Source organism: Nocardioides bruguierae (genome assembly GCF_023554635.1).
Lineage (GTDB): Bacteria > Actinomycetota > Actinomycetes > Propionibacteriales > Nocardioidaceae > Nocardioides > Nocardioides bruguierae.
This window is the reverse complement of record NZ_JAMJPH010000001.1, coordinates 22645-42102: the sequence shown is the minus strand read 5'-3', so window position 1 is coordinate 42102 and position 19458 is coordinate 22645. Positions and strand designations below refer to the sequence as shown.

16 protein-coding genes and 1 tRNA gene are annotated in these 19458 nt (G+C 71.1%); 12 read left to right on the top strand and 5 right to left on the bottom strand.

Features of this window, described 5'->3' with window-relative positions; genetic code table 11:
• Positions 1-7: 7 nt before the first annotated feature.
• From nuoH to M8316_RS00135, 8 genes are read left to right on the top strand one after another with little or no spacing between them, the layout of a single operon-like run.
• The gene (nuoH, locus tag M8316_RS00170) at positions 8-1300 is read left to right on the top strand and encodes an NADH-quinone oxidoreductase subunit NuoH (RefSeq protein ID WP_250051560.1); all 1293 of its coding nucleotides are present in this window, start codon (positions 8-10) and stop codon (positions 1298-1300) included.
• A gap of 1 nt (position 1301) precedes the next feature.
• Positions 1302-1889 carry an NADH-quinone oxidoreductase subunit NuoI gene (nuoI, locus tag M8316_RS00165; protein WP_250050878.1) on the top strand — a complete coding sequence of 196 codons (588 nt, stop codon included), beginning with the start codon at positions 1302-1304 and terminating at the stop codon, positions 1887-1889.
• Complete coding sequence (locus tag M8316_RS00160; protein WP_250050876.1) at positions 1886-2752, top strand: NADH-quinone oxidoreductase subunit J; 867 nt, start codon at positions 1886-1888, stop codon at positions 2750-2752. Before nuoI ends, M8316_RS00160 begins: the two co-directional genes overlap by 4 nt.
• Positions 2749-3051: an NADH-quinone oxidoreductase subunit NuoK gene (gene nuoK, locus M8316_RS00155; RefSeq protein ID WP_250050875.1), complete on the top strand. Its 303-nt coding sequence runs from the start codon at positions 2749-2751 to the stop codon at positions 3049-3051. The genes M8316_RS00160 and nuoK overlap by 4 nt, the downstream gene beginning before the upstream one ends.
• 13 nt (positions 3052-3064) lie before the next feature.
• Positions 3065-4999, top strand: coding sequence for an NADH-quinone oxidoreductase subunit L (gene nuoL / locus M8316_RS00150; RefSeq protein ID WP_250050871.1), 1935 nt, complete (start codon positions 3065-3067; stop codon positions 4997-4999).
• Positions 4999-6564 carry an NADH-quinone oxidoreductase subunit M gene (locus M8316_RS00145; protein WP_250050869.1) on the top strand — a complete coding sequence of 522 codons (1566 nt, stop codon included), beginning with the start codon at positions 4999-5001 and terminating at the stop codon, positions 6562-6564. The genes nuoL and M8316_RS00145 overlap by 1 nt, the downstream gene beginning before the upstream one ends.
• Positions 6564-8150: an NADH-quinone oxidoreductase subunit NuoN gene (gene nuoN, locus M8316_RS00140; RefSeq protein WP_250050867.1), complete on the top strand. Its 1587-nt coding sequence runs from the start codon at positions 6564-6566 to the stop codon at positions 8148-8150. Before M8316_RS00145 ends, nuoN begins: the two co-directional genes overlap by 1 nt.
• Complete coding sequence (locus M8316_RS00135; RefSeq protein ID WP_250050865.1) at positions 8147-9169, top strand: polyprenyl synthetase family protein; 1023 nt, start codon at positions 8147-8149, stop codon at positions 9167-9169. Before nuoN ends, M8316_RS00135 begins: the two co-directional genes overlap by 4 nt.
• 23 nt (positions 9170-9192) lie before the next feature.
• Here M8316_RS00135 and rarD read toward each other — a convergent pair whose 3' ends face one another.
• A complete protein-coding gene (gene rarD, locus M8316_RS00130) occupies positions 9193-10089 on the bottom strand; it encodes an EamA family transporter RarD (RefSeq protein ID WP_250050862.1) in 897 nt (298 codons plus the stop codon).
• Positions 10090-10239: 150 nt separating this feature from the next.
• On the opposite strand from rarD, the gene M8316_RS00125 reads away from it, so the two are divergent.
• Positions 10240-10668 carry a hypothetical protein gene (locus tag M8316_RS00125; protein ID WP_250050860.1) on the top strand — a complete coding sequence of 143 codons (429 nt, stop codon included), beginning with the start codon at positions 10240-10242 and terminating at the stop codon, positions 10666-10668.
• Positions 10669-10750: 82 nt separating this feature from the next.
• Here the strand turns inward: M8316_RS00125 and M8316_RS00120 are convergent, their stop codons facing one another.
• Together M8316_RS00120 and M8316_RS00115 are read right to left on the bottom strand one after the other, a co-directional pair.
• A complete protein-coding gene (locus tag M8316_RS00120; RefSeq protein ID WP_250050858.1) occupies positions 10751-11845 on the bottom strand; it encodes a 2-oxoacid:ferredoxin oxidoreductase subunit beta in 1095 nt (364 codons plus the stop codon).
• Positions 11842-13860, bottom strand: coding sequence for a 2-oxoacid:acceptor oxidoreductase subunit alpha (locus tag M8316_RS00115; RefSeq protein ID WP_372490533.1), 2019 nt, complete (start codon positions 13858-13860; stop codon positions 11842-11844). The genes M8316_RS00120 and M8316_RS00115 overlap by 4 nt, the downstream gene beginning before the upstream one ends.
• Before the next feature lie 142 nt (positions 13861-14002).
• On the opposite strand from M8316_RS00115, the gene M8316_RS00110 reads away from it, so the two are divergent.
• Complete coding sequence (locus M8316_RS00110; RefSeq protein WP_250050853.1) at positions 14003-15223, top strand: geranylgeranyl reductase family protein; 1221 nt, start codon at positions 14003-14005, stop codon at positions 15221-15223.
• Between the two features lie 152 nt (positions 15224-15375).
• Here the strand turns inward: M8316_RS00110 and M8316_RS00105 are convergent, their stop codons facing one another.
• The gene (locus M8316_RS00105) at positions 15376-15867 is read right to left on the bottom strand and encodes a YajQ family cyclic di-GMP-binding protein (RefSeq protein ID WP_250050851.1); all 492 of its coding nucleotides are present in this window, start codon (positions 15865-15867) and stop codon (positions 15376-15378) included.
• A gap of 126 nt (positions 15868-15993) precedes the next feature.
• Between M8316_RS00105 and M8316_RS00100 the strand changes: the two genes are divergently transcribed.
• Both M8316_RS00100 and M8316_RS00095 read left to right on the top strand, forming a co-directional pair.
• A tRNA-Tyr gene (locus M8316_RS00100) sits at positions 15994-16077 on the top strand.
• A gap of 292 nt (positions 16078-16369) precedes the next feature.
• The gene (locus M8316_RS00095; RefSeq protein ID WP_250050849.1) at positions 16370-18046 is read left to right on the top strand and encodes an FAD-dependent monooxygenase; all 1677 of its coding nucleotides are present in this window, start codon (positions 16370-16372) and stop codon (positions 18044-18046) included.
• Positions 18047-18256: 210 nt separating this feature from the next.
• Here M8316_RS00095 and M8316_RS00090 read toward each other — a convergent pair whose 3' ends face one another.
• Positions 18257-19426: a Fic family protein gene (locus M8316_RS00090; protein ID WP_250050847.1), complete on the bottom strand. Its 1170-nt coding sequence runs from the start codon at positions 19424-19426 to the stop codon at positions 18257-18259.
• Between the last annotated feature and the right edge of the window lie 32 nt (positions 19427-19458).

Sequence of the window (19458 nt, the reverse complement as noted above, 5' to 3'; positions counted from 1 at the left end):
GCTGCGGATCGAGGACCTCGACCTCAGCGCGTTCGGCCAGGACGTGTGGTGGATCGTCCTGGTCAAGGCGCTGCTCATCTTCGTGGTGCTGGTGCTGCTGACGCTGTTCAACATCTGGTGGGAGCGCCGGGTGGTGGCCCGGATGCAGCACCGCATCGGCCCCAACGTCCACGGACCCTTCGGCCTGCTCCAGTCCCTCGCGGACGGCGTGAAGCTGGCGCTGAAGGAGGACATCATCCCGACGGCGGCCGACAAGGCGGTGTTCCTGCTGGCCCCGGTGCTCGTCGTCATCCCGGCGTTCACCACCTTCGCGGTGATCCCGTTCGGGCCCGAGGTGAACCTGTTCGGCCAGATGACGCCGCTGCAGCTGACCGACATGCCGGTGGCCGTGCTGTTCGTGATGGCCATCGCCTCGATCGGCATCTACGGCATCGTGCTCGGCGGCTGGTCGTCGGGATCGACGTACTCGCTGCTCGGCGGCCTGCGCTCGAGCGCCCAGATGATCTCCTACGAGATCCCGATGGGCCTCGCGCTGATCGCGGTGTTCATGTATGCGGGCTCGCTGTCGACCTCCGAGATCGTGGCGGCCCAGGACGACCTCTGGTTCGGCCTGATCCTCTTCCCGTCCTTCGTCATCTACGTGCTCTCGATGGTCGGCGAGGTCAACCGCGCCCCCTTCGACCTGCCCGAGGCCGAGGGCGAGCTGGTGGGCGGCTTCCACACCGAGTACAGCTCGCTGAAGTTCGCGCTGTTCTTCCTCGGCGAGTACATCAACATGGCGACGGTCTCGGCGATCGCGACCACGCTGTTCCTCGGCGGCTGGCACGCCCCGTTCTGGCTGGACAGCCTCTACGCCGGCTTCAACGAGGGCTACTGGCCCGTGCTGTGGTTCTTCGGCAAGGTCCTGCTGTTCATCTTCATGTTCATCTGGCTGCGCGGCACGCTGCCCCGCCTGCGCTACGACCAGTTCATGGCGCTGGGCTGGAAGGTGCTGATCCCGGTCTCGCTGGCCTGGGTCGTCCTCGTCGCCGCCATGCGCTACGCCAGCACCAGCCTCACCCTCGACACCACCGACTACCTGATCGGTGGCGGCGCGATCGTCGTCGTCATCCTGCTGGCCGGCTTCCTGCCGCTGGGCAGGCGCGAGGACGACGTCGTGGTCGACGAGGCGCCGCAGCCCACCGGCACCTACCCGGTGCCGCCGATGCCCGGCCGGGCCGTGCGCGGCGCCGCCGCCCCGCTGACCTTCCCCACCGGCCCCGACGAGACGGTGCCCGCCGGCACCACCCAGGAGAGCTGACATGGCAGACGAGAAGGGCTCCCCGAGCTTCAAGGAGCAGTTCCTCGACCCGGTGGCCGGCTTCGGCGTGACCTTCCGGACGATGTTCCGCAAGGTCGTCACCGAGCAGTACCCGTTCCAGAAGGAGCCCACGGCCCCGCGCTTCCACGGCCGGCACCAGCTCAACCGCTGGCCGGACGGGCTGGAGAAGTGCGTCGGCTGCGAGCTGTGCGCGTGGGCGTGCCCGGCCGACGCCATCTACGTCGAAGGCGCCTCGAACAGCGACGTCCCCGACGAGGACGGCGCCAGCCAGCGCTTCAGCCCCGGCGAGCGGTACGGCCGCGTCTACCAGATCAACTACCTGCGCTGCATCCTGTGCGGCCTGTGCATCGAGGCCTGCCCGACCCGGGCGCTGACGATGACCAACGAGTACGAGCTGGCCGACGACAACCGCGCCGACCTGATCTACGAGAAGTCCGACCTCCTCGCCCCGCTGCTGCCGGGCATGGAGGCGCCGCCGCACGCGATGACGCTGGGCGACGACGAGGGCGACTACTACCGCAGCGCGTACGCGGCCCCGGCCCCGTCCGCGCGGGAGGGGGAGAAGTGAGCGTCGCCTTCTGGGTGCTCGCCGTCGTGGTCACGGCCGCGGCGCTGGGCGTCCTGTTCGTCCGCAACGCCGTGCACGCGGCGCTGCTCCTGGCCGCCGTGATGATTGGCCTGGCCGGCCTGTACCTGACGCTGGAGGCACCGTTCCTCTTCGCCGTGCAGATCATCGTCTACACCGGCGCGGTGATGATGCTGTTCCTGTTCGTGGTGATGCTGGTCGGCGTCGACGCCTCCGACTCGTTGACCGAGACGATCCCCGGCCAGCGGGCGCTGTCGATCCTCGGCGGCGTGGTGCTGGGCTCGCTGCTGGTCGTGGGCACCGCCCAGATCAGCCTCGGCGCGGCCACCGGGATGGGCGCGGTGAACTCCGACGGCAACATCCAGGCGATCGCGGCGCTGCTGTTCTCCCGCTACGTCCTCGCCTTCGAGGTCACCGCCGCGCTGCTCATCACCGCCTCCCTGGGCGCGATGGTGCTGGCGCACCGCGAGCGGCTGGAGCCGCGCACGACCCAGGCTGACCTGGCCGCCCAGCGCCTGCGTGACTACGCCGAGACCGGCAAGCCGCTCGGCCCGCTGCCCTCGCCCGGCGTCTACGCCCGGCACAACGCCGTCGACACCCCGGCGCTCCTGCCCGACGGGACGCCGGCACCCACCTCGGTCTCCGCGACCCTGGTGGCGCGCGGCACGGTGCGCACCGCGTCCGTCTCCGACGTCGAGGCGACGCTGGCCGAGATCACCGGCGGCGAGTCCGCCCCCGCGGGCGGTGCCACCGGAGCGACCGACGCCTCCGCCGGCAGCGGCCACAACACCGAGAACCCCGAGGTGCACCCCAGCACCACCGACGGCGAGGGAGGTGACCGATGACCGACGTGACGCCCTACATCGTGCTCAGCTCGATCCTGTTCACCATCGGTGCGACCGGCGTGCTCGTGCGGCGCAACGCGATCGTGGTCTTCATGTGCGTCGAGCTGATGCTCAACGCCTGCAACCTCGCCCTCGTCGCGTTCGCCAAGCAGCACGGCGACCTCGAGGGCCAGATCGCGGCCTTCTTCGTGATGGTCGTGGCCGCCGCCGAGGTCGTGGTCGGCCTCGCGATCATCATGACCATCTTCCGTACCCGCCGGTCGGCCTCGGTCGACGACGCGAGCCTACTGAAGTTCTAGGAGCGCGGAGACGATGCACTACTTCACCGCGGACGGCCACGCCGCCGTCCCCGTCCTCGACCCGAGCGCCGCGGACGGCGTCACCGCCCTGCTGTGGCTCGTGGTCGCGCTGCCGCTGCTCGGCGCCGTCGTCCTGCTGCTCGGCGGCCGACGCACCGACGCCTGGGGCCACTGGCTGGCCACGGCGCTGCCGATCGGCTCGTTCGTGCTCAGCGCCCTCATGCTCGTGGACCTCATGGGCCGCGACGAGGCCGAGCGCAGCGTCACCCAGCACCTGTGGACCTGGCTCTCGGTGGGCGACCTCGACGTCGGCCTCGACCTGCTGCTGGACCCGCTCTCGGTGCTGTTCCTGCTGCTCATCACCGGCGTCGGCTCGCTGATCCACGTCTACTCGATCGGGTACATGAGCCACGACCCCCGCCGTCGTCGGTTCTTCGCCTACCTCAACCTGTTCGTCGCCGCCATGCTCACGCTGGTGCTGAGCGAGAACTACCTCGGCCTGTTCCTCGGCTGGGAGGGCGTGGGCCTCGCCTCCTACCTGCTCATCGGCTTCTGGCAGCACAAGCCCTCGGCGGCCGCGGCCGCGAAGAAGGCGTTCGTGATCAACCGCGTCGGCGACACGGGCCTGGCCCTGGCGCTCGGCCTGATGTTCGTCACCTTCGGCACCTTCAGCTTCACCGAGGTCTCCGCGCTGGCCTCGGGCGCGAGCAGCACCGTGCTGACCGCGCTGGGTCTCCTGCTCCTGCTCGGCGCCGCCGGCAAGTCGGCCCAGGTGCCCCTCCAGGCGTGGCTGCTGGACGCGATGGAGGGCCCGACCCCGGTCTCGGCCCTCATCCACGCGGCCACGATGGTGACCGCCGGCGTCTACCTGGTGGTCCGCTCGAACTTCATCTTCGAGCGTGCGCCGCACGCCCAGACCGTCGTCGTGGTCGTCGCCACCGTCACCGTCCTGTGGGGCGCCGTGATCGGTTGCGCCAAGGACGACATCAAGAAGGCGCTGGCCGGCTCCACGATGAGCCAGATCGGCTACATGATGCTGGCCGCGGGCCTCGGCGTGTACGGCTACGCGTTCGCGATCTTCCACCTGATCACGCACGGCTTCTTCAAGGCCAACATGTTCCTCGGCGCCGGCTCGGTGATGCACGGCATGGACGATGACGTGAACATGCGCCACTACGGGGCGCTGCGCAAGGCCATGCCGGTCACGTTCCTGACGTTCGCGATGGGCTACCTGGCGATCATCGGCTTCCCGCTGTTCTCGGGCTTCTGGTCGAAGGACAAGATCATCGAGACCGCGCTGGTGGAGAACCCGGTCGCCGGCGTCTGCGCGCTCGTCGGCGCGGGCGTCACCGGCTTCTACATGACCCGGCTGATGCTGATGACGTTCCTGGGCAAGCAGCGGTGGCGCGACGGGGTGCACCCGCACGAGTCGCCCTCGGTGATGACCGGGCCGCTCGTCGTCCTCGCCGCGCTGTCGGTGCTCGGCGGCGTGCTCTACCTCGGTGGCTGGATCGTCGACTGGCTGGCGCCGGTCGTCGGGGAGGCCCCCGAGCACGAGCTGCCGGTGCCCGCGATCGTCTACACCCTCGTCACCCTCGTGGTGGTCGCGGTCGGCGTGGCCGTCGCCTGGGCGATGTTCGGGCGCCGCGAGGTGCCGGACACCGCCCCGGAGAAGGTCAGCCCGTTCACCACCGCCGCACGCCACGACCTCTACGGCGACGCGATCAACGACAGCCTGGTCGTCGGCCCCGGTCGCGGGGTGACCCGCGGGCTCGTGGCGCTGGACGAGAAGGTCGTCGACCCGACCTTCACCGACGGTGCGTCGGTGATGGGCGGCGTCGGCCAGGTGATCAAGCGGCTCCAGACCGGCTACGTCCGCTCCTACGCACTCTCCGTCCTCGCAGGCGCCGTCCTGCTCCTCGCGGCTCTCCTGGTGGTGAACCTCTGATGGACCTCCCCTGGCTCACGCTGCTCGTCGCCGTGCCCCTCGTGGGCGCGCTGGCGACCGCGCTCAGCCCCCGCAGCGGACGCCTGCCCCAGCAGGTCGCGCTCGGCTTCTCCCTGCTCACCCTGGTGCTGGCCGCGGCCGTGGCGCTCTCGTGGAACCTCGGCGAGGGCATGCAGCTCACCGAGACCTACGCGTGGATCCCCGCGCTCGGCGTGCACCTGGCCTGGGGCGTGGACGGCCTCGGCCTGCTCATGGTCGGCCTCACCGCCGTCCTGGTGCCCGTGGTGCTGCTCGCCGCCTGGCGCGACACCGAGACCGACCTGGACGGGGTCGGCCAGGGCAGCGCCGCCGGCTTCGCCGCGCTCGTGATGGCGCTCGAGGGCCTCTCGATGGCGGTCTTCCTCGCCACCGACGTGTTCCTCTTCTACCTGGTCTTCGAGGCCACGCTGATCCCCGCGTACTTCCTGGTCGGCGGCTACGGCCGTGCCGGGCGCTCGGCCGCGGCGATCAAGTTCCTGGTCTTCCAGCTCGGCGGCGGGCTCGTCATGCTCGCCGGCGTCCTGGGGCTCTACGTGGTCTCCGCGCAGGCCGGCTCCCCGAGCTACCTGCTCTCCGACCTCATGGCCCTCGACATCCCGACCGAGGCCGGACGCTGGCTGTTCGCCGCCTTCTTCGTGGCGTTCGCGGTGAAGGCGCCGCTGTTCCCGGTGCACACCTGGCTGGCCGACACCACCGGCAAGGCCACCCCGGCCACCTCGGTGCTGCTCGTCTCGGTGCTCGACAAGATCGGCACCTTCGGCATGCTGCGCTTCTGCCTGGGGATCTTCCCCGAGGCCTCGCAGTGGGCCACCCCGGTCGTCGTCGCGCTCGCGCTTATCTCGATCGTCTACGGCGCGTTCCTGGCCATCGGGCAGGACGACGTGCTCCGACTCATCGGCCTCACCTCGCTGAGCCACTTCGGCTTCATCGTGCTCGGCATCTTCGTCTTCTCCACCACCGGTGGCTCGGGCGCGGTGCTCTACATGGTCAACCACGGCGTCGGCACGGCCGCGCTGTTCCTGGTCGCCGGCTACATCACGGCCCGCCGTGGCACCACGTCGATCCGTGAGCTCGGCGGCCAGGAGAAGGTCACCCCGGTCATGTCGGCGATGCTGCTGATCGCGGGCCTGGCCACGCTGAGCCTGCCCGGCCTGAGCCCGTTCGTCTCCGAGTTCCTGGTGCTGATCGCGGCCTTCCAGTACGCCTGGTGGGTCGGCGCCATCGCGGTCACCGCGATCGTGCTCGCCGCGATCTACATCCTCTGGATGTACCAGCGCTCCATGACCGGGCCGCCGCCGGAGCTGCCCGAGGGCAGCCCCGCCCGCCGTGACCTGGGCGTGCGCGAGGTCGTCGCGGTGCTGCCGCTGATGGTCGCGCTGGTCGGCTTCGGGTTCTTCCCGCAGCCCCTGCTGGACGCCAGCAACGACTACGTCGGTGACCTGCTCACGCACGTGGGCGTCACCGACGAGTCCCCGACCGTGTCCGCGCCGGCCGCGGACGCGAGCGCCGAGGAGGGCGAGCACTGATGTCGGAGTTCACCACGCCGTACATGGCCTACGCCGAGATCTGGCCGATCATCGTCGTGCTCGGCGCCGGCATCGTCGGCCTCGCGCTCGAGGCGTTCCTGCCCCGCGGCTCGCGGTTCCTCCCGCAGGTCGCGGTGGCGGCGCTCGGCCTCGTCGCCGCGCTCGTCGGCACCGTCTACGTGGGCGCGGACCTGGACGAGGTGGCCGACCGCGACGCCCAGGGCGTCATCGGCGGCGCCGGCTCGGTCGTCGTCGACGGCCCGACCGTGTTCCTCTGGGGCCTCGTGCTGGTCTTCGCCGGGCTCGGGCTGCTGCTCTTCGCCGAGCGTCGCCTCGAGCAGGGCGTGAGCGCCTTCGCCGGCCAGGCCGCGGCCCTGCCCGGCACCGAGGCCGAGAAGCGCACCCAGGGCCTGGAGCACACCGAGATCTACCCGCTGATGATGTTCGCGGTCGGCGGCATGCTGCTGTTCCCCGCCTCCGGCGACCTGCTGACCATGTTCGTCGCGCTCGAGGTGCTGAGCCTCCCGCTGTACCTGATGACGGGCCTGGCCCGCCGACGCCGCCTGCTGAGCCAGGAGGCGGCGCTGAAGTACTTCCTGCTCGGCGCGTTCTCCTCCGGGTTCTTCCTCTACGGCATCGCCCTCACCTACGGCTTCGCCGGGTCGATGGACCTGGCGGCCATCGACGTGGCGGTGCGCAGCGACCTCGGCAACCGCGGCCTCATGCTCATGGGTCTCGCGATGCTCGCGGTCGGCCTGCTGTTCAAGGTCGGCGCCGCGCCGTTCCAGGCCTGGACCCCGGACGTGTACCAGGGCGCCCCGACCGCGGTCACCGCGTTCATGGCGGCCTGCACCAAGATCGCCGCCTTCGGCGCCCTGCTGCGGCTCTTCTACGTCGCCTTCGGCGCGGAGCGGTGGACGTGGATGCCGGTGCTCGGTGGCGTCGCCGCCCTCACCATGCTGGTCGGCGTCCTCATGGCCATCGTCCAGACCGACGTGAAGCGGATGCTCGCGTGGTCCGCGGTGGCGCACACGGGTTTCCTGCTCACCGGCGTCATCGGCGTCCAGAGCCCCACGGAGCTGGCCGACGGCCAGGTCACCTCGCTCCAGGCGGTCATGTTCTACCTGGCCACCTACGGCTTCGCCACGGTCGGCGCCTTCGCGGTGGTCATGCTGGTGCGCGACGCCTCCGGCGAGGCCACGGGCATGGACCGGTGGGTCGGCCTCGGCCGTCGCTCGCCGCTGGTGGCCGGCGTGTTCTCGCTGTTCCTGCTCTCCATGGCGGGCATCCCGCTCACCGCCGGGTTCACCGGCAAGTGGTCGGTGTTCGTGGTGGCCATGTCCGCGGGCATGTGGCCGGTGGTCCTGGTCGCGATCCTGGCGTCCGTGCTGGGCGTGTTCTTCTACGTCCGCCAGATCAAGATCATGTTCTTCTCCGCCCCCACCGAGGCCTCGGCCAGCGTGGTCACCCCGTCCCCGCTGGTGGTCACCGTCATCACGGTCGGCGTGATCGGCACCCTCGCCCTGGGCCTGGTTCCTGGGCCGGTGCTGGACCTCGCGAGCCATGCCGGACAATTCATCAGGTGAGCACCACCCCACCGCCGGCCAACCTCGCCCTCCCGGTCACCGACCCTGAGCTGGCCCACCGTCTGCAGGAGCGTCTCGACCGCGTCGAGACGCTCCTGGCGGGTCACGTCCGTGCCCACTCCAGCTACGTCACCGAGGCCGCCAGCCACCTGCTCGACGCCGGCGGCAAGCGGTTCCGGCCGCTGCTGGTGCTGCTCGCGGCCGAGGCCGGCAGCGACCCCGAGAACGACGCCGTGCTCACCAGCGCCTGCGTCGTCGAGATCACCCACCTCGGCTCGCTGTACCACGACGACGTGATGGACGAGGCGGACGTGCGGCGCGGTGCGCCCAGCGCGAACGCCCGGTGGGACAACAACACCGCCATCCTCGTCGGCGACTTCCTCTTCGGCCGCTCCTCCGAGCTGACCGCCGAGCTGGGCCCCGAGGCCGTGCTCATCCAGGCCCGCACGTTCACCCGGCTCGTCGAGGGCCAGATCCTCGAGACGGTGCCCCCGGGTGCCGACGAGGACCCGCTCCAGCACTACCTCGAGGTCGTCGCCGGCAAGACCGGCTCGCTCATCGCCACCTCGGCGCGCTACGGGGCGATGTTCTCCGGCGCGCCCGCCGAGGTCGTCGAGGCGCTGGCCGCGTACGGCGAGATCGTCGGCAGCGCCTTCCAGCTCTCCGACGACATCCTCGACATCGCCTCGGAGACCGGCGAGTCCGGCAAGACCCCCGGCACCGACCTGCGCGAGGGCGTGCCCACGCTGCCGGTGCTCATGGCGCAGTCGCAGGCCGTCGGCTCGACCGACGCCGCCGACGTCCGCCTGCTCGACCTGCTCTCGCGGCCCCTCACCGAGGACGCGGACGTGGAGGAGGCGCTCACCCTGCTGCGCGCCCACCCGGCCATGGACGAGGCCCGCAGCTACGTCGTGGCGCAGGCCGAGGCCGCCAAGAAGCACCTCTCCGTGCTGCCCGCCGGTGCCGTGCGGGACGCCCTCGAGGCGTTCGCGGACGTGGTGGCGGTCCGCACCGGCTGAGTGGGATGGCCGCCTCCGGCGACCTACGCGACCGGGGCGACGACCCTGCGTCGTGAGCCGCGGATCGCCTCCACGGTGAACACGACGAGCCCCAGCCACACGAGGGCGAACCCGACCCACCGCTCGGTCGGCATCGCCTCGCCCTGGACGTAGACGCCGATGAGGAACTGGATAGTCGGGGTCAGGTACTGCAGCATCCCGATGGTCGTCAGCGACAGTCGGATCGCCGCGGCGCCGAAGCAGAGCAGCGGCACGGCGGTGACGACACCGGTGGTGGCGAACAGCAGCGCGTGGCCGGTGCCGTGGGCGCCGGCCTGCGCCTGGCCCGCAGCGCCGAGCCAGACCAGGTAGGCGAGCGCCGGGCCGGCGACCACCGCCGTCTCGACGGTCAGGGACTCCACCGCCCCGGCGGCGGCCTTCTTCTTCAGCAGCCCGTAGGTGCCGAACGAGAACGCCAGGACGAGGGCGATCCAGGGCAGCCGTCCGTAGCCGATCGTGAGCACCAGGACGGCCAGCACGACGAGTCCGATGGCGACCCACTGGAGCCGCCGCAGCCGCTCGCCGAGGAACAGCACGCCGAGCAGCACCGAGACCAGCGGGTTGATGTAGTAGCCGAGCGCGGTCTCGACGACGTGCTGGGTGACGACGCCATAGATGTACATGCCCCAGTTGGCGGTGATGGCGAGGGCCGCCAACGCCAGGAGGCCGACCTTGCGCCGGTCGCGCAGCAGGGCGGCCAGGGAGCGGCGCTTGCGCAGCACGAGCACGACCAGCGCCATCGTGAGCAGCGACCACACGAGCCGGTGGGCGAGGATCTCCAGCGCCCCCGCGGGCTCCAGCAGCGGGAAGTACAGGGGGAACAGGCCCCACATCGCGTAGGCGGAGATGCCCAGCAGCATCCCGCGACGACCGTCGCTCACCAGCGCACCCTAGGGGCGCGGGAGCCGCCCACGAACTCCTCAGGCGGGGTACGGTGCTGGCCGATCAGGGCGGCGGTCCGGCGTGCCGGTGCAGCTGCACCGGCGCCCGTCCAGCCGCATCCCGCCGAGCCGTCCCACCGGGAGGACCTCGTGACCCGCACCGTCCCCGCCGCCCCCGCTGTCTCCGCGGCCCTCGTGGCCGCCCTCGTCTCCGCGCTGCTGGCACTGAGCGTCGTCACCGCCCCGGCCGCGCACGCCGCCCGCGCGAACCGGGAGGTCTCCATCGCGGGCAAGGAGCCGAAGGACAACCGGTTTGTCGTGGTCGGGCGGGTCAGCCCCGTGCCCGGCAGGTCCATCAACGTCCGCATCCAGATCATGGACTGCAAGCGCGACCTGCGCTGCTCGTCCGGCTGGCGGCTCTTCGGCAAGGCCCGCACCAACGACAAGGGGCGCTACCGGATGAAGGTCCGCGGCCCCAAGGACGGCTACAACCGCGTCTACTACCGGGCCCACGTCGTGCGCACCCCGAAGTGGCAGGCCGACGTCTCCCGGGAGATCTACATCCACCGCGTCAGCTGACGCCCCCAGCAACGACACGAGCGCCGAGTCGGCAGCAACTTTCTGCCGACTCGGCGCTCGCGCACCTCGAGGGGAGGACGTCTCAGACGACCGTCCAGGTGTCGCCGCCGCCGATGAGGGCGGCCAGGCGGTCGGACTGCTCGCCCGGGGCGGCCTTGCGGGCCGAGTCGACCTGGCCGCGGGCCTGGTCGTCGTAGGTCGGGCGCTCGACCTGGCGGAAGATGCCGATGGGGGAGCGGTTGAGGTAGCCCGCGTCCGTGAGCCGGCTGATCGCGAAGGCCAGGGTGGGGTCCTGCTGGTGGGCGTCGTGGACGATCACCTGCTCCAGGCTCACCTGCCCGTCGGCGTCCCCGATCTCCGCGACCTCGACGCCACCGTGGGCCGCACGGACGAGGCCCTTGGTGCCACCGCCGAACACGATCGGCTGACCGTGCTCGAGCGGGATGATCGCGTGCTCCTTGGTGTCGCGGTCCTTGATCGCGTCGAAGGCGCCGTCGTTGAAGATCGGGCAGTTCTGGTAGATCTCGACCAGGCTGGTGCCGCGGTGGGCGGCGGCGGCGGCGAGCACGGAGGTGAGGTGCTTGCGGTCGGAGTCGATGGTGCGGGCCACGAAGGACGCCTCGGCGCCCAGCGCCAGCGACACCGGGTTGAACGGGTGGTCGACGGAGCCCATGGGGGTGGACTTGGTGATCTTGCCGGCCTCGCTGGTGGGGGAGTACTGGCCCTTGGTGAGACCGTAGATGCGGTTGTTGAACAGCAGGATCGTCATGTTGACGTTGCGGCGCAGCGCGTGGATGAGGTGGTTGCCGCCGATGGAGAGGGCGTCGCCGTCGCCGGTGACGACCCAGACGGAGAGGTCCTCACGCGACGTGGCGAGGCCGGTGGCGATGGAGGGTGCGCGGCCGTGGATGGAGTGCATCCCGTAGGTGTCGAGGTAGTACGGGAAGCGGGAGCTGCAGCCGATGCCGGAGACGAAGACGATGTTCTCGCGTCGCAGGCCGAGGTCGGGGAGGAACCCCTGGACGGCCTTGAGGACGGCGTAGTCGCCGCAGCCGGGGCACCAGCGGACCTCCTGGTCGCTGGAGAAGTCCTTGCCGGTGAGCTTCTCTCCCTCGTTCAGGACGGGGACGCCCTCGGTGCCTCGCAGGCTGGGCAGGCCCAGGTCGGTGGCAGTCATCGTGCGTCCTCCTTCTCGATCTGCTCCACGAGGCCCGTGATGGCCTCGGCGAGCTCGGCGGCCTTGAGCGGCAGGCCGCGCACCTGGTTGAAGCCGACCGCGTCCACGAGGTACTTCGCGCGGATCAGCATCGAGAGCTGCCCGAGGTTCATCTCGGGGATCAGCACCTTGTCGTAGCGCTTCAGGATCTCGCCGAGGTCCTTCGGGAACGGGTTGAGGTGGCGCAGGTGCACCTGCGCGGCCTTGCCGCCCTCGTTGCGGACCCGGCGCACGGCGGCGCCGATCGGGCCGTAGGTGGAGCCCCAGCCCAGCACCAGCACGCGGGCGTCGCCGGTGGGGTCGTCCACCTCGAGCGGCGGGAGGGACTCGGCGATGCGGTCGACCTTGGCCTGGCGCAGCCGGGTCATCTTGTCGTGGTTGGCCGAGTCGTAGGAGATGTTGCCCGAGCCGTCCGCCTTCTCGAGACCACCGATGCGGTGCTCGAGGCCGGCGGTGCCCGGCGGCGCCCACGGGCGGGCCAGGGTCTCGGGATCGCGGCTGTAGGGGAGGAACTCCTCCCCCTCGGCGGGAGCGGTGGCGAAGTTCGCGTCGATCTTCGGCAGGTCGGCGACCTCGGGGACGTGCCACGGCTCGGAGCCGTTGGCCAGGTAGCCGTCGGAGAGCAGCATGACCGGCGTCCGGTAGGTGACGGCGATGCGGGCGGCCTCGAGCGCGGCGGAGAAGCAGTCGCCCGGCGACTGCGGCGCCACGATCGGGACGGGCGCCTCGCCGTTGCGGCCGAACATGGCCTGGAGCAGGTCGGCCTGCTCGGTCTTGGTCGGCAGGCCGGTCGAGGGGCCGCCGCGCTGCACGTCGATGACGAGGAGGGGCAGCTCGGTCATCACGGCCAGGCCGATCGCCTCGGACTTCAGCGCGATGCCGGGGCCGGACGTGGTCGTGACGCCCAGCGCACCGCCGTAGGCCGCACCGATCGCCGAGCCGATGCCGGCGATCTCGTCCTCGGCCTGGAAGGTCGTGACGCCGAACGCCTTGTGCTTGCTCAGCTCGTGGAGGATGTCCGAGGCCGGGGTGATCGGGTACGAGCCCAGGAAGACCGGCAGGTCGGACTGCACGCCGGCGGCGACGAGGCCGTAGGCCAGCGCCAGGTTGCCGGTGATGTTGCGGTAGGTGCCGGCCGCCATGGGGGCGGGCTTCACCTCGTACTGGACGACAAAGGTCTCGGTGGTCTCGCCGAAGTTCCAGCCGGCCTTGAGCGCGGTGAGGTTCGCGTCGCGAATGTCGGCCACGCGGGCGAACCGCCGGTGCAGGAACTGCTCGGTCGGCGCGATCGGGCGGCCGTAGAGCCAGGAGAGCAGGCCGAGCGCGAACATGTTCTTCGCTCGGGCGGCGTCCTTGCGGGAGAGGCCGAACTCCTTGACCGCCTCGACGGTCATGCCGGTGAGGTCGACGGGGTGCACCGAGTAGCCCGCGAGGGGGCCCTGGTCGCCGCCGTCCTCGGCGTCGAGCGCCTCGAGCGGGTTGGACTCGTAGCCGGCCTTGGTGAGGTTGCGGCCCGTGAAGTCGTGGGTGTCGACGATGATCGTCGCGCCCTTCGGCATGTCGCCCAGGTTCGCCTTCAGCGCCGCGGGGTTCATCGCGACGAGGACGTCGGGGGCGTCACCGGGGGTGAGGATGTCGTGGTCGGCGAAGTGCACCTGGAACGACGAGACACCGGGGATCGTGCCCTGGGGGGCGCGGATCTCCGCGGGGAAGTTCGGCAGGGTGACGAGGTCGTTGCCGAACGACGCCGACTCCTGCGTGAACCGGTCTCCGGTGAGCTGCATGCCGTCACCGGAGTCGCCCGCGAACCGGATGACGACCCGGTCGAGCTGCTTGACCTGCTTGGACACCTGCGTCCGCTCCTCAACATCGCTGCGCCGCGCGGGATCGTGGTCCGGGGTTGCCGGTGTGCCGGGGGTGCGCCCACGTCCCGCGAGGCGGTCCGGGGCGTCGGCTGGGCGGCGACGCTCTTCCACTGTAGACAAGAAGTGAGGCAGACCTTTCCTCCGCAGGGGTGCGTGGACAGGCACGACGGCCGGCCGCGATCTGTGCTCCACTACGCGCAGGTCAGCCCGGGTGTCCGGGGGTGGGGATAGCCCCCTCGTAGGCTCGGCCCCTGTGAGCAGCGCATCCGAGGAGTTCGACGTCGCCGTCGTGGGCGCCGGGCCGGCCGGCTCGTCGGCGGCACGGGCCGCCGCGCAGGCCGTTGCGCGGGTCGTCCTGCTCGAGCGAGCGGCCTTCCCGCGGTACAAGACGTGTGGCGGTGGTCTCATCGGGCCGAGCCTCGCGGCCCTGCCCGGCACCCCGCCCGCGCGGGCCGAGGTCCTGCGGGTCTCCACGACGTTGCGCGGTGGCGCGCCACGCGAGCGGCACAGCCCGGACGGCGGCCCCGTGCTGCGCACCGCCGCGCGGACCGAGCTCGACGCCTGGCTCGCCGACGCCGCCTCGTCCGCGGGCGCCGACGTGCGGCTGGGGGTGGGGCCGGTGACCGTGCCCGACGACGCCGCCACGTCCGCCGGGCCGATCGAGCTGCGCACCGCCGACGGCCTCGTGCGTGCGAGCACCGTGATCGGCGCCGACGGCACCTCGAGCCGCGTCGCGCGCGCCGTGGGGGTGCGGGTCGCGGAGACGGACCTCGGCCTCGAGGTCGAGCTGGACGCCGGTGGGCAGGCCGCGGCCTGGGCCGACCGGGTCCACCTGGACTGGGGGCCGCTGCCCGGCTCCTACGGCTGGGTCTTCCCGAAGGGTGACTCCCTCACCGTCGGCGTGATCGCGGCGAAGGGCCGACCGGCCGAGACGCAGGCCTACCTGCGGGCGCTCGTGGAGCAGCAGGGGCTGGCCGGGCTGCGCGTGCTGCACGACTCCGGGCACCTCACCCGCTGCCGCACGCCGGACTCGCCGCTGGGTCGCGGGCGCCTGCTCGTCGCCGGGGACGCCGCTGGCCTGCTCGAGCCCTGGACGCGCGAAGGCATCTCGTTCGCGGTCCGCTCGGGCCTCGCGGCCGGACGCGTCGCGGCCGAGGTCGTGCTCGGCGGCGGGCCGTCGTCCCACCTCGGCTCGATGGCCTCCGCCTACGAGGCGGCCCTCGCCGCCGACCTCCTCCCCGAGATGGCAGCCGGACGACGGTGCCTGGCCGCGTTCGAGCGGCGCCCCGCGGCCTTCCACCACCTGCTCGCCGGCCCCGGCTGGCGCTCGTTCACGCGGCTGACCCGCGGCGAGACCACCCTCGCCCGCGCGTGGGAGCACGGGGTCGTGCGCGCCGGCATCGCCCTCCTCTCCGCCGCCGGTGGTCGAGGTGCGAGGAGCGCCGGCGACGAGCCACGAGACCCCCGCACCTGACCGCAGCCGGTGGTCGAGGAAGGGCGGCTACCCCCGCACCGACGCACCTCCGGAAAGCCCGACGGGGAGCACCGCCGGGACGTGGTCCCGACGACGCTCCCCGTCGTGCGGCTCCGATGGTCGAGGAAGGGCGAAGCCCTGCCGCGAGACTCTCAGCGGTAGTTCGTGAACTGCACCGCGAAGTCGTAGTCCTGCTCCTTGACCAGGGCGATGATCGCCTGGAGGTCGTCGCGCTTCTTGGACGAGACGCGCAGCTCGTCGCCCTGGATCTGCGCCTTGACGCCCTTGGGGCCCTCGTCGCGGATCAGCTTGGAGATCTTCTTGGCGTTCTCCGAGGAGATGCCCTCCTTGAGCGCGATCGAGATCTTCGACTGCTGGCCGGACTGGCGCGGCTCGGAGGCGTCGATGGTCTTGAGGGAGACGTTGCGCTTGATGAGCTTGCCCTTGAAGACGTCGAGGACGGCGGTGGCGCGGTCGTCGGCGGAGGCGCTGATCTCGATCGCCTCCTCGCCCTGCCACTCGATGGTGGCGCCGGTGCCCTTGAAGTCGTAGCGGGTGGCGATCTCGCGCGCGGTCTGGCCGAGCGCGTTGTCGACCTCCTGGCGGTCGATCTTGCTGACGATGTCGAACGACGAGTCGGCCATGAGGCTGGTGTCTCTCCTGCTCGGGTGGGGTGCTGCGGGGTAGGCCGCGCGGATTCCGCACCGGCCCGGGTGCCTTGCTATTGTCTCCTCTCGTTGTGGCACCGCCCAAACGCGGCTTCACGACATGGCAGATTGCCCGAGCGGCCAATGGGAGCGGACTGTAAATCCGTCGCGAAAGCTTCCCAGGTTCGAATCCTGGATCTGCCACCAGCAGGACAAAGAGCCCCTGACCAGCGGAAACGCCGGTCAGGGGCTCTTTCGTTGTGTCCGGCTGTGCCTGACGGTGATCGGCTGTGTGCGGGGGTCTTTCCCAAATGCGTCCCAAAGTTTGGGGCGCCAGTCGCCGCTCGGTCGGCGTGAGGCGCGACCCTCGAGCCGTAGATGTGCGGACGTGAGGAGTTCGTGACCGCGTCCTTACCGAGGAGCCGAAGTAATTGAAACTTGGCGTACCTAACGTCGTCGTGAGGGTCAACGGACCCGGCGACTTCGAGAGGACGGGCACATGGATTCAGCGGCACCGAAGGACGAGGGCAGCACCTGGGACGTGGTCGTGGTCGGCGGCGGCCCGGTGGGGTGTGCGGTCGGCCTGGAGCTGAGGCGCCACGGAGTCCGTTGCCTGGTGATCGAGAAGGACGCGGTGACGCCCCGCTACCCCGTCAAGGCCATGCTCCTCAATCCCCGGACCCTGGAGTTCATGCGTCGTTGGGGCATCGCGGACGACATCCGCGCGGCCGCCACGACGCCTGAGGGATGGCGGAAGGGGGTCACGTTCGCCACGTCGCTCACGGGCAAGGACCTGGGGCACTTCCGCGACGGTTTCGACTTCCGCGCCTCGGAGGAGGGCGACGACGTCTCGGAGGGCGCGCAGGTCATCATGCAGCCCGACACCCTGCGCGTGATGCGCGCAGCCCTGCTCGAGTCGGGAGCCACCTACCGCGACGGCGTGACGGTCGACGAGGTGGTCGACGGACCTGACGGCGTGGTCGTCACGATGACGGATCAGGCAACTGGCGGCGTGTCGACGCTCCACGCGGCGTACGTCGTCGGAGCCGACGGTCCGCAGAGCATCGTGAGGTCGACCGCGGGGATCCAGCGCTCGGGCCGGGGAGGGATCGCGGCCAACCTGCTGCTCCACTTCCGGGTCGAGGGCCTGCTGGACGAGGCCGGCCCGACGCCGGCAGCGTTCACCAGCCTGACCTCCCCGGCCGGCAGCGCCTTGGTCGTCCCCATCGACCGAGAGACCTGGTGTGCTCACGTGGCGGGCCATCCGGTCGACGTCGACGTCGACAAGCTCGACGTCGAGGCCATCGTCAGGCGAATCATCGGCGCAGATCGCCCCTTCGAGGTCGTCTACGCCGGTGCGTACAAGATCCACGAGCGGATCGCCGACGAGTATCGCGCGGGACGACTCTTCATCGCCGGCGACGCTGCTCACCTGTACGCGCCCTTCGGCGGACACAACATGAACTCGGGCTTCGGTGACGCCGTCAACCTCGGCTGGAAGCTGGGAGCCGTGGTGAATGGCTGGGCCGACGACTCCTTGCTCGACACGTACGGGCCTGAGCGTCGGCCGATCGCTGTCACGAATGCCACGGAGGCGTCGAGCAACGTCGCGCGCTTCGTCGGCGCAGCGCGCGGCATCATCGAGGAGATGACGGGGACGGACGTGGATGCGCCCGGTGTCGAGGCTGAAGCGAGGCGTCGCGGCTGGGGCGACCGCCTGTGGCAGGGCACCAAGCTCCAGTACGTGGCTCGCGGGATCACCCTCGATCAGCGTTACGTCAGCGCTGCGGTGGCTGACGACGACGGTGACGTCGCGCCGTGGACGTCGATGACCTACACGCCGAGCGCCAAGCCGGGACATCGCCTGCCGCACGTGTGGCTCGAAGACGGGTCGTCGCTCTATGACCACCTGGCTCCTGGACTCACCCTGCTCGCGGCGCCGTCCGCGAGTGTCTCGGCCGAGAGGTTCAGGCAGGCTGCCGTGGCTGCCGGCACGCCGCTCGAGATCCTCGAGATCAACGACCTGGCGCTGCGGGTGAAGTGCGGTGCTCCACTCGTGCTGGTCCGTCCCGATCAGCACGTCGCCTGGCGTGGGCATGGGGTGGAGGACGCGGATGCCGTCCTTGCCGTGGCGACCGCTCGCACTGTCTCGACGGGCGTATCTGGCGCCGCGTGACGCGCGTGATGTACATGCTCGCCCTCGTCGGGGCAGCGGTGGTCCCGCCCCGACGGGGGTCGTGCGTCCCGGAGTCCGCAGCCGTCCTGATCCTGCCAGGCTCCCGGGGATGGGGCCCTCACGCGGATCGTTGTCTGCGGGCTTGTCCCGCCTGCGTACCAGAGTTCAGGGCGGTGGTGGGCGGCCGCACGGACGCGGCGCCTGCGCGACTCAGCCCCGCTCGGCGCCGGCCCGTGCGCCGATGCGGACTCCGAGGTCATCGAGCTCGTCGAGGAGCGCGGCGGCGCCCCACACCTGGTTGCGGGTGCGCTGGGTGAGCGGTCGGACGACCCCACTGGTGTGGAGGCGGTCGATGGCGGCGTAGACCGAGCTCGGTGGCCCGCCAATGGTGGTGGCGATCTCGTCGGTGGTGAAGACGGGCGTCTCGAGCAGCGTGTCGAGGATGCGGCGGGCTGCGGACCCGTTGCGGGGCCGGCGCGCCGCGTCCAGCCAGGTGTCGGGCAGCTCGGCCAGTCGAGTGGCGGTGGTTGCGGACTCCTCCGCAGCCAGCGTGGAGGCGTGGGTGAAGGCGCGGATGATCGGCGCCGCGTCACCGGCCCGATAGGCGCCGAGGGCATCGAAGTAGTCGTCGCGTCGAGCCACCAGGGCCGAGGCGAGGGGGACGACGACGCGGCTGGTGATGCCGCGTCGCCGCAGGATCGTGTTGATGAGGGCGCGTCCGATCCGGCCGTTGCCGTCGGTGAAGGGGTGGATCGACTCGAACTGCGCGTGCGTCAGTGCTGCCTGGGTGAGGACGGGTACGTCGGTCCGTCCGGCATAGGCGATCAGGTCGTCGAGGTGTGCGGGCACGGTCTCGGGTGGGGACGGCACGTAGAGGGCGCCGCGGGGGGAGTGGTCCGACCCGCCGATCCAGTTCTGCATGTCCCGGAGGCGGCCCGCGTAGGCGCGCTCCTCGGGGTCGTCTGCCATGAGGATGCGGTGGGCGGACAGGATGGCCCCGAGCGTGAGGGCGCGCCCGGTGCCAGTGCAGCTGCCGGCGGCGCCCGGTGGGTGCGCGTCGGCGTCGGGTCCGACGGAGTCGATGAGGTCGGCCAGCGCCCGGGTGGAGGCCACCATCGACATCGCCGAGGCGTGCGCCTTGATCCCGTGCAGGGCGCGGGCGTAGTCGTCCGTGGACGCCTCGACCCGCTCGATCTTGGACGACGCGACGGACTCCGCCCGTAGCAGCATCGTCGCCAGGGGAGCGAGGTGCTCACCAAGAGTGTCATCGAGGCGGCTGATGGCCCGCAGCGCGGCGTCCATGTCCGCGCCGAGCGCGGACGGCGTCGCGAGGTCCAGGTCCGCCAGCCGAGGCGGCAGGCTCACCTCGACCTCGCGCATCGTCCGGTCCTCGCGGGTGCCTCCCCGGAACG